The sequence below is a fragment of the Kandleria sp. genome (genome assembly GCF_017934775.1).
GTDB classification, from domain to species: Bacteria; Bacillota_I; Bacilli_A; order Erysipelotrichales; family Coprobacillaceae; genus Kandleria; species Kandleria vitulina.
Genome location: NZ_JAGBIX010000039.1, coordinates 1 through 10873, shown reverse-complemented (window position 1 = coordinate 10873; position 10873 = coordinate 1). Strand labels below are relative to the sequence as shown.

9 protein-coding genes are annotated in these 10873 nt (G+C 30.8%); all 9 read left to right on the top strand.

Going from position 1 to position 10873, the window contains the following annotated elements; genetic code table 11:
• Positions 1 to 1395, top strand: a 1395-nt coding sequence (locus J6L95_RS04655) for a hypothetical protein (RefSeq protein ID WP_287458325.1), incomplete at its 5' end; no start/stop codon positions are given.
• A 247-nt stretch (positions 1396 to 1642) separates the two neighbouring features.
• Positions 1643 to 2248: an Ltp family lipoprotein gene (locus J6L95_RS04650; RefSeq protein WP_287458324.1), complete on the top strand. Its 606-nt coding sequence runs from the start codon at positions 1643 to 1645 to the stop codon at positions 2246 to 2248.
• Positions 2249 to 2374: 126 nt separating this feature from the next.
• Positions 2375 to 2974, top strand: coding sequence for an Ltp family lipoprotein (locus tag J6L95_RS04645; RefSeq protein ID WP_287458323.1), 600 nt, complete (start codon positions 2375 to 2377; stop codon positions 2972 to 2974).
• Between the two features lie 126 nt (positions 2975 to 3100).
• Entirely contained in the window at positions 3101 to 3706 is a 606-nt protein-coding gene (locus J6L95_RS04640; protein ID WP_287458322.1) for an Ltp family lipoprotein, read from the top strand.
• A gap of 163 nt (positions 3707 to 3869) precedes the next feature.
• Positions 3870 to 4469: an Ltp family lipoprotein gene (locus tag J6L95_RS04635; RefSeq protein ID WP_287458321.1), complete on the top strand. Its 600-nt coding sequence runs from the start codon at positions 3870 to 3872 to the stop codon at positions 4467 to 4469.
• Positions 4470 to 4824: 355 nt separating this feature from the next.
• The gene (cas9, locus tag J6L95_RS04630) at positions 4825 to 8859 is read left to right on the top strand and encodes a type II CRISPR RNA-guided endonuclease Cas9 (protein WP_287458320.1); all 4035 of its coding nucleotides are present in this window, start codon (positions 4825 to 4827) and stop codon (positions 8857 to 8859) included.
• Positions 8856 to 9728, top strand: a complete 873-nt coding sequence (cas1, locus tag J6L95_RS04625) for a type II CRISPR-associated endonuclease Cas1 (RefSeq protein ID WP_287458319.1) — start codon at positions 8856 to 8858, stop codon at positions 9726 to 9728. The genes cas9 and cas1 overlap by 4 nt, the downstream gene beginning before the upstream one ends.
• Before the next feature lie 4 nt (positions 9729 to 9732).
• A complete protein-coding gene (cas2, locus tag J6L95_RS04620; RefSeq protein WP_287458318.1) occupies positions 9733 to 10038 on the top strand; it encodes a CRISPR-associated endonuclease Cas2 in 306 nt (101 codons plus the stop codon).
• Positions 10035 to 10733 carry a type II-A CRISPR-associated protein Csn2 gene (gene csn2, locus J6L95_RS04615; protein WP_287458317.1) on the top strand — a complete coding sequence of 233 codons (699 nt, stop codon included), beginning with the start codon at positions 10035 to 10037 and terminating at the stop codon, positions 10731 to 10733. Before cas2 ends, csn2 begins: the two co-directional genes overlap by 4 nt.
• Positions 10734 to 10873 lie beyond the last annotated feature (140 nt).

Below are 10873 nucleotides of genomic sequence, written 5' to 3'. Positions count from 1 at the left end.
TTATATGGCAATACTCAAGACAAAGATAAACGTAGGGTTTTGGCAAAACAGCTTAATGAAATGCAGTCTGAATACAACGTCACATGGGATTTTTGCAGAAAGTCCATGATTCCGATAGGCAAGAAATATGGCATAGATGCCGTTTTTGCTCTTACTAAAGCCGAAGATATCTGGCACGGGATGGAAAAATGTCTTTATGGTGATGGCGGTATTATTCATTTTTCTAAATACGGAGATTTGCCATGCATCAGAGCAAAACAGATAAATCGTGGCATTCCTATCTCTGTCAAGGGTGACAAGTTGCAATTCAGAATCGGCAAGAATATCTTTGGAATACAAATTAATGATAGATTTCAACAAGATGAAGTGGACGCAGTTCTATCTTATCTTGCTGACTCTGAAATGATAGATCATAAAGCAGTCTATAGATTTGTAGAAGACGCATATTGCATAGATACATACAGACCTTGCTATGCTACTCTCGTGCCTAAGCTGATAAGAGGCAAATACAGGCTGTATCTTCATTTGGCTATCGAAGGCAAGGCAAAACCAAAATACAACAAATATGGTAACCCAAGACATATATATGGCAATGGTATGATTGGGGCTGATATTGGTACTCAGACGGTTGCATATACATCAAATACCGAGGTTGGCTTAAAAAATCTTTCGGAACGCGGAAACAGCATCCAGATATCCGAGAGAAAGGAACGACTCCTTTACCGCGCCATGGACAGGTCGAGACGGGCTACAAATCCTCAGAACTATAATGATGATGGCACGATCAGGAAAGGCCGTAAGACCTGGAAATATTCAAATCATTATAAGAAGCTGAAAGCTAAGCACTCTGAATTATGCCGTATCAATGCAGTCAACAGGCAGCTCGCAATAAATGAGGATTCTAACCATTTGCGAAGTCTCGGAGACGTATTTGTGACAGAGCCTAAAAATGCAGGCAAGCTGATGAAGAGGGCTAAGGAGACTACTAAAAATAGTAAAGGTAAATTCAACAAGAAAAAGCGCTTTGGAAAATCCATAAAGAACCGCTGCCCATCTGGATTCCAGACTGCGGTAGAAAGGAAATTCAAGGCCACGGATGGTACATATATAGAAGTTCCGAGCAATTACAGGGCAAGCCAGTACGACCATACGGCTGATGATTACATCAAAAAGAAACTGTCTGACAGGATGTATAAACTTCGTGATGGTACTGAAGTACAAAGAGACTGGTATTCATCATTTCTGCTTTACTGCTACGATTATAGAACACAGGACATAGATAAAGACAAATGTATTACAGAATTTAAGGCTCAATACAACAAAGAAAAAGCCCTAATCGCATGGATTAAGGCCAACAAGATAAGAATAATAAATAGCGGAATCAAAGTAGCTTAACAACTTAATATCAGGGCGATTGACTGTACGTCCTTGCCGCAAGGCAGAAATTTACCGCTAATGTGGTCGTAGGACCGCTTGGTAATGAAAGTCCTGATTCAGACAGATTTACACTTGTAACTCCAAAGCCTGAAAATGGTGTACGATTACAAGCTACCCTTGGCAATCAGAACCCCACGTGGCTTGCCCGTGGGAGCAGTCAGGAAAACACATATAATAAAAAATTATTTTAGAGGAGGGAATATTTGTGAAGTTTTTAAAATCATTTATTGTTGCTTTAGCATTACTTACTGCAGTTACTGTAGTATTGCCTAATCAGGTTGTTAATGTAGAAGCAAAGACTTCAATGAAAAGAACAATCTATGTGGGACAGACATTGAAGCTTTATGTTATTGGTGTTAAAAAGAAGAAAGTAAAATGGAGATCTACTAACAAGAAAGTAGCTAAAGTCTCTAAAAAAGGGAAAGTAAAAGGTTTAAGACCTGGTAAAGCTACTATTATTGCTAAGGTTGGTAAGAGATCATTAAAATGTAAGCTTACTGTTAAAAAGAGAAAATCAACAGTTACAGCAGGACAGAGAAATGCTTTAGCAAGAGCTAAATACGTTCTTCAGAATTATCCAGTATCAAGAGAATTATTAAGGGATCAGCTTGTTGCAGATAAATATAATGCACAAGAAATTCAGTATGCATTAGATCATTGTGGTGCTAACTGGAATGAACAGGCCTATAAATGTGCAAAATATTATTTGAATCGTTATGCATTATCTAAAGAACAGTTGATCGAATGTCTTGTAAGAGTTAAATTTACTTGTGAACAAGCTATTTATGGCGCAAATAGAGCTTATCAATAAGATATGGAACATTGTTTCATATCTTTTTTTATACACATATATTGTGAATTAAAAATGATAATTCACAATATATGTGATAAACTGTTTATATTGTTTATTGGGAAATTTATTTTAAGGAGAAAGCTTATGGGAAGAACAATGAAGTCAGTTTTTATTTCATTGATATTATTGATGATGTTTACTTGTAATGTAGAAGCAGCTTCAATAAGGTTAAGTAGAAAGAAACTTTCAATAAAAGTAGGACAGACTGTTACATTAAAAGTAAGAGGTGCTAAAAAGAAGAAAGTGAAGTGGAAGTTAACAAATAAGAATATTGTTAAACTTAATAATAAAGGTAAAATAACAGGAATAAAGGCTGGGAAGACAACTGTTATTGCAAGAATTGGGAAGAAATCATTAAGATGTCAGGTGAGTGTAAGAAAGATAGTTTCAAAAATGACAGCAGCACAAAGATATGCAATAGAAAGTGCTAAAAGTTATTTAAGCTTTATGGCTTTTTCAAAAGAAGGATTAAAGAGTCAGCTTCGTTATGATAAGTATAGTGAAAAGGATGCTCAGTATGCAGTAGATCATTGTGGAGCTGATTGGTATAAACAGGCTTATAAATGTGCTAAGGACTACATGGAAGATTATAGTCTATCTAGAAGTGAATTGATTGATCAGCTTATATATGAAGGATACAGTCCTGAACAGGCCATCTATGGTGTGGATAGAGTTTTTAGGTAAAATGGAAACATTTTACCTTTTTATATAGAAAAATAAATAGAAAATTTGAAAGATATATATTTGACTATACTTACTAAAAGAAATACTATATTATCAATAGTATATATAGGAAAATTGGAGGGTATTATGAAGAGATTTATTAAATCATTTATTGTCGCTTTAGCATTACTTACTGCAGTTACTGTAGTATTGCCTAATCAGGTTGTTAATGTAGAAGCAAAGACTTCAATGAAAAGAACAATTTATGTGGGACAGACATTGAAGCTTTATGTTATTGGTGCTAAAAAGAAGAAAGTAAAATGGAGATCTACTAACAAGAAAGTAGCTAAAGTCTCTAAAAAAGGGAAAGTAAAAGGTTTAAGACCTGGTAAAGCTACTATTATTGCGAAGGTTGGTAAGAAATCATTAAAATGTAAACTTACAGTTAAGAAAAGACCTGCTGGAAGTAATCTATCAGCAGGACAAAGAAATGCTTTAGCAAGAGCCAAAAGCTATTTAGATTTAATGGCTTTCTCAAAACAGGGATTAAAAGATCAGCTTGTATTTGATGGATTTAGTGATAGTGATGCTCAGTTTGCAGTAGACCACTGCGGTGCAAACTGGTATGAACAGGCAGTAAGATCGGCAAGAGAATATGCTAAATATGGGTATTCTAGAAATGATCTGATTGAACAATTGGTTTATATTAAATTTACTAATGATCAGGCTGTCTATGGTGTAAATAGACTTTAATATGAAAAGACTGAAACACAGTATGTGATTCAGTCTTTTTTATATTCACAATAATTGTGAATATAAAAACAGTAATCACCTCATATGTGCATGAGTATGCTGAGAGCATACCAAATTGTGAATAAGAATAACTATAATAATTAGTATCTAAGGAGGACGTATTATGAAGGAAATAATAAGTAGATTTCTGGTTATTTTAGCTACTGTAATGGCATTAACTGTTCCAGTTAATGCTGCAGGAATGAAGCTTAATAAGAAGAAAGCTACAATTTATGTAGGACAAGCAGTTACATTAAAAGTAAAAGGAGTTAAAAAGAAGATTAAATGGAAATCTTCTAATAAGAAAGTAGCTAAAGTTAATAAAAAAGGTAAAGTTACTGGTTTAAAGGCTGGTAAATCTACTATTATTGCTAAGGTTGGTAAGAAATCTTTAAAATGTAAGGTTACTGTTAAGAAAGTAGCAAAAAAAAGATTAACTTCTGGTCAAAGAAATGCGTTAGGAACAGCTAAAAATTATTTATCTTGGATGAATTTTTCAAAGGAAGGACTAAAAAAACAGTTAACTTTTGAAGGGTTCAGTGATGAAGATGCGCAATATGCAGTAGATCATTGTGGTGCTAATTGGTATGAACAAGCTTATAAAAGTGCAAAGAATTATTTGTCAGTTATGTCATTTTCTGGAGATGAATTAATTAACCAATTGGAGTTTGAAGGATTTACATATGATCAAGCTGTTTATGGTGCTGATAGAGCCTATGCTTAATTTAATCACTCTTAAGGGAGTGATTTTTTTATTCACATTTATTGTGAAAATAAAAAAATATAGAAACGTTATTCACAGAAAGTGTGAATGACATTTCTATATCAACAATAATGTGTGAATGGTTAAGATGAAAAAAATTTTGTATATACCTTTGTTTAGTACATATAAAAAGGAAAAAGGATTATAATTATAAAGAAAAAGCATCACCGAAGTGATGCACGTCATCTAAATGACAACTGGATAACCAGCATTTAAGCATAAGCTTTATTTTAACTCGTTGTGTTATTTTGAACAGACCAAAACTTTAGTTTTAGGTCACTATTAGAATAGTTTATTGTGGGGAGGATGTCAAGATATGAGTCAAAATAATAATAAAATTTATAATATTGGATTAGATATTGGAGATGCATCTGTAGGATGGGCTGTAGTAGATGAGCATTATAATCTATTAAAAAGACATGGGAAACATATGTGGGGCTCACGTTTATTTACACAGGCGAATACAGCTGTAGAAAGAAGATCAAGTCGTTCTACAAGAAGACGTTACAATAAGAGAAGAGAACGTATTAGATTGTTAAGAGGAATTATGGAGGATATGGTATTGGATGTGGATCCAACATTCTTCATTAGACTTGCGAATGTATCATTTCTTGATCAGGAAGATAAGAAAGATTATCTAAAAGAAAATTATCATTCAAATTACAATTTGTTTATAGATAAAGATTTTAATGATAAGACTTACTATGATAAATATCCTACTATTTATCATTTAAGAAAACACTTATGTGAATCAAAAGAGAAAGAAGATCCAAGATTAATTTATCTTGCTTTACATCATATTGTGAAATATAGAGGAAATTTCTTATATGAAGGACAGAAGTTCTCTATGGATGTTTCTAATATTGAAGATAAGATGATTGATGTTTTAAGACAATTTAATGAAATTAATCTGTTTGAATATGTAGAAGATAGAAAGAAAATTGATGAAATACTTAATGTATTGAAGGAACCACTGTCAAAGAAACATAAAGCTGATAAAGCATTTGCGTTGTTTGATACTACTAAAGATAATAAAGCTGCTTATAAAGAACTTTGTGCTGCTTTGGCAGGAAATAAATTTAATGTTACAAAAATGTTAAAGGAAGCAGATTTACATGATGAGGATGAAAAGGATATTTCCTTTAAATTCAGTGATGCCACTTTTGATGATGCCTTTGTAGAAAAACAACCATTATTAGGTGATTGTGTAGAATTCATTGATTTATTACATGATATCTACAGTTGGGTAGAGTTACAAAATATACTAGGTTCAGCACACACATCTGAACCATCTATTTCTGCAGCTATGATACAGAGATATGAGGATCACAAGAATGATTTAAAGTTATTAAAAGATGTTATTCGTAAGTATTTACCTAAGAAATATTTTGAAGTCTTTAGAGATGAAAAGAGTAAGAAGAATAACTATTGTAACTACATTAATCATCCATCAAAGACACCGGTAGATGAATTCTACAAGTATATTAAGAAACTGATTGAGAAGATTGATGATCCTGATGTAAAGACAATTCTTAATAAGATTGAATTAGAATCTTTCATGTTAAAACAAAATTCACGTACAAATGGTGCTGTTCCTTATCAGATGCAGCTGGATGAATTAAATAAAATCTTAGAGAATCAATCAGTTTATTACTCTGATTTAAAAGATAATGAAGATAAGATTAGATCTATTCTTACTTTTAGAATTCCTTATTATTTTGGTCCACTTAATATAACTAAAGACAGACAATTTGATTGGATTATTAAAAAAGAAGGAAAAGAAAATGAAAGAATTCTCCCTTGGAATGCGAATGAAATAGTAGATGTAGATAAAACTGCTGATGAATTTATTAAAAGAATGAGAAACTTCTGTACATACTTCCCTGATGAACCAGTTATGGCAAAGAATTCTTTAACAGTGAGTAAGTATGAAGTTCTTAATGAAATTAATAAATTAAGAATTAATGATCATCTTATTAAACGTGATATGAAAGATAAGATGCTTCATACATTATTTATGGATCATAAATCTATTTCAGCTAATGCAATGAAGAAATGGTTAGTTAAGAATCAGTATTTTAGTAATACGGATGATATTAAGATTGAAGGTTTCCAAAAAGAAAATGCTTGTTCAACATCATTAACTCCATGGATCGATTTCACTAAGATTTTTGGAGAAATTAATGAATCTAACTATGATTTCATTGAAAAGATTATCTATGATGTAACTGTATTTGAAGATAAGAAAATCTTGAGAAGAAGATTAAAAAAAGAATATGACTTAGATGAAGAAAAGATTAAGAAGATTCTCAAATTAAAATATAGTGGATGGTCAAGATTATCTAAGAAGTTATTATCAGGAATCGTGACAAAATATAAAGATAGTACAAGAACACCAGAAACAGTTTTAGAAGTAATGGAACGCACAAATATGAATTTGATGCAGGTTATCAATGATGAGAAACTTGGCTTCAAGAAGACTATTGATGATGCAAACAGTACAAGTGTATCTGGTAAATTCAGCTATGCTGAAGTTCAGGAGTTAGCAGGTTCACCTGCCATTAAGAGAGGCATTTGGCAAGCCTTATTGATTGTAGATGAAATTAAGAAGATTATGAAACATGAGCCAGCTCATGTGTATATTGAATTTGCAAGAAATGAAGATGAAAAAGAAAGAAAAGATTCATTTGTTAATCAGATGTTGAAGCTTTATAAAGATTATGATTTTGAAGATGAAACAGAGAAAGAAGCAAATAAACATCTTAAAGGCGAAGATGCAAAATCTAAGATAAGATCGGAAAGATTAAAGCTTTATTATACTCAGATGGGTAAATGTATGTATACAGGTAAACCATTGGATATTGATAGATTAGATACATATCAGGTGGATCATATTGTACCTCAGTCTTTATTAAAGGATGACAGTATTGATAATAAGGTTTTAGTATTATCAAGTGAAAATCAGAGAAAATTGGATGATCTAGTAATTCCTGAAATGATTAGAAATAAGATGTTTGGTTTCTGGAATAAATTGTATGAGAATAAGATTATTAGTCCTAAGAAGTTCTATTCATTGATTAAGTCTGAATATAGTGATAAAGATAAAGAACGTTTTATTAATAGACAGATTGTAGAAACAAGACAGATTACTAAACATGTAGCTCAGATTATTGATAATCACTATGAAAATACACAAGTTGTAACTGTTAGAGCAGATTTATCTCATGCGTTTAGAGAACGTTATAATATCTATAAGAATAGAGATATTAATGATTTCCATCATGCGCATGATGCTTATATTGCAACTGTTATTGGTGCATATATTGGGCATAGATTTAGTGGGTTAGATGCTAAATATATTTATGGTGAATATCAGAAGATATTTAGAAATAATAAGAATAAAGATAAAGAGTTTAAGAAGAATAAAGATGGATTTATTCTAAACAGTATGAGAAATCTTTATGCGGATAAAGATACTGGAGAAGTTGTATGGGATCCTGAATGGATTAGTCGTATTAAGAAATGTTTCTACTATAAGGATTGCTTTGTGACAAAGAAGTTAGAAGAAAATAATGGTACATTCTTTAATGTTACGGTTTTACCTAATGATACTAATTCAGATAAAGACAATACATTGGCTACTGTACCTGTTAATAAGTATCGTAGTAATGTGAATAAATATGGTGGTTTTAGTGGTGTAAATTCATTTATTGTTGCAATTAAGGGTAAAAAGAAGAAGGGGAAGAAGGTAATAGATGTTAATAAACTTACTGGTATTCCTCTAATGTATAAGAATGCAGATGAAGAAACAAAGATTAACTATCTTAAGCAAGCAGAAGACTTAGAAGAAGTACAAATTGGTAAAGAAATTCTAAAGAATCAGCTTATTGAGAAAGATGGTGGATTATATTATATTGTTGCGCCTACTGAAATTATTAATGCAAAACAATTAATATTAAATGAATCAGAGACTAAATTAGTTTGTGAGATATACAAAGTAATGAAATATAAGAACTACGATAATCTTGATAGTGAGAAAATAATTGATTTGTATAGATTGCTAATTAACAAGATGGAACTATATTATCCAGAATATAGAAAAAATTTAGTAAAGAAATTCGAAGAGAAACATGAACAATTTGAATCTGTTTCAATAGAAGAGAAATGTGATATTATCAGACAAATATTAGTTACACTTCATTGTAATTCTGCATTTGGGAAATTAAAGTATGATGATTTTAATATTAGTTCTATGGTAGGAAGATTGCATGGACGAAATATTTCGTTAGATGATATTTCCTTCATCGCAGATTCTCCAACAGGAATGTATTCAAAGAAATATAAGTTATGAGCTGGAGAATAGTAGTTATTGATAGTAAAGCAAAATTAACATATAAGAATGATTATTTGGTTGTACGAAATGACAATATCCGTAGAATTCATTTATCTGAGATAAATACGGTTATTGTCAACAGTACAGCCGTTGTGATTACTTCTTATTTGATTAATGAGCTAATCAAAAGAAAAATAAAAATTATATTTTGTGATGAAACAAGAAGTCCTGCAGGAGAAATTATGCCATATTATGGATGTCATAATTCAAGTAAGAGAATAAATGAACAGCTGTATTGGGATAAGGAATTTGCGGTTGATGTATGGACAAGAATTATTAAAGAGAAGATTCATAATCAAGCAATTATTCTAAAGCATTATGGTGAAAAGAATGCAGATAAGTTAGATGTTTATATAGAAGAACTTCAACGCAATGATGAAACAAATAGAGAAGGTCATGCAGCTAAAGTATATTTTGATACATTATTTGGAATGTCATTTAAAAGAGATGATGGCAGTGATTTAAATGCAGCACTTAATTATGGATATACGGTTCTTCTGTCACAATTTAATAGAGATATTGTTGCTTATGGTTATCTTACACAATTAGGAATAAAACATCGAAATGAGTTTAACCCATATAATTTATCGTCTGATTTAATGGAACCATTTAGACCATTAATAGATAAAATTGTTAGAGATAATATTGATGAAGGATTTGATGGAGCTATGAAAATAAAACTTATAGATGTATTAAATCAACAGGTTGTAATTAATAGAAGTAAACAATATGTGTCTAATGCCATAGCTATATATGTAAAGAGTGTATTTCAGGCAATCAAGAAGCATAATCTCAATGAGTTAAAATTCATTGAGTATGAGCTATAGATACATGAGAGTAATTGTATTGTTTGATTTACCTTCAACGACATATATAGATCAAAAGGCATATAGGACATTTCATAAGTTTTTAGTAAATGATGGCTTTGTAATGATGCAAGAAAGTGTGTATTGTAAACTTGCTTTGAATATGTCAGTAGTTAATGGTGTAAAAGCAAGACTAAAGGCACATGCACCCAAGAAAGGTGATGTGGAGATACTAGTCATAACTGAAAAACAGTTTTCTAAGATTGAATATCTTGTAGGTGAAAAGCAAAGCATCATTGAAGATTCAGAAGAAAGAATGATTATATTATGATATTACGTATAGCTGGATTTGAGAATGATATCATCTTTGATGATTGTACGAATACAAGATTGATTATTGAAGATCATAAATTATTTTCTAAGATTTTATTTCTACTAAATGGTATTGTAAATAATAAATTAAAGACTAATGAAATACTTCTTCTTAATGATAAAGAAGACTACGTTCTTCCTTCAGAGATGGATGTAATCATTAATCCTACTAATATTAATCTTAATTCTAAAACAATGCTTACATCTCTTTATAAATATATTGAGAAGTTAATTCTACATGATGAAGATAAAGATTTTAGTTATAAGAGATATATAGAAAAGATTAATGGATTATTAGTAGATGAACTATATAATTTGAATCTTGATTTTGAATACAATGATGATTTATTAGTTAATCAGTATTTAAAATCCCTTAATGTGAAATTTACTCAGGAGTCTATTTCTTCTACATTTGATTTATTGATGAATTACTTAGAACTTGTTTCTGAATTGAATCAAGGTATAATTATTGTGTTGTGTAATTGCTTTAATTACTTTGATGATCATCAACTTGAAGAGTTATGTAAATACAAGAATTATAAGCATATTAATATATTATTTATCGAGAATTCTTATAGAAATCTCGAAAACACATACTTTAAGACTTTTATCATTGATAATGATTTCAATGAAGATTTTGTTCAAGATGACTAGCAGTCGTTGAGCGAATAGACTCTAAACCCTAATTTGAGGTTTTAGAGTTGTGTTATTTTGAACAGATACAAAACAAAATCTTAAAATAGTTCGTAATGCTGAATGTTTTAGAGTTGTGTTATTTTGAACAGATACAAAAC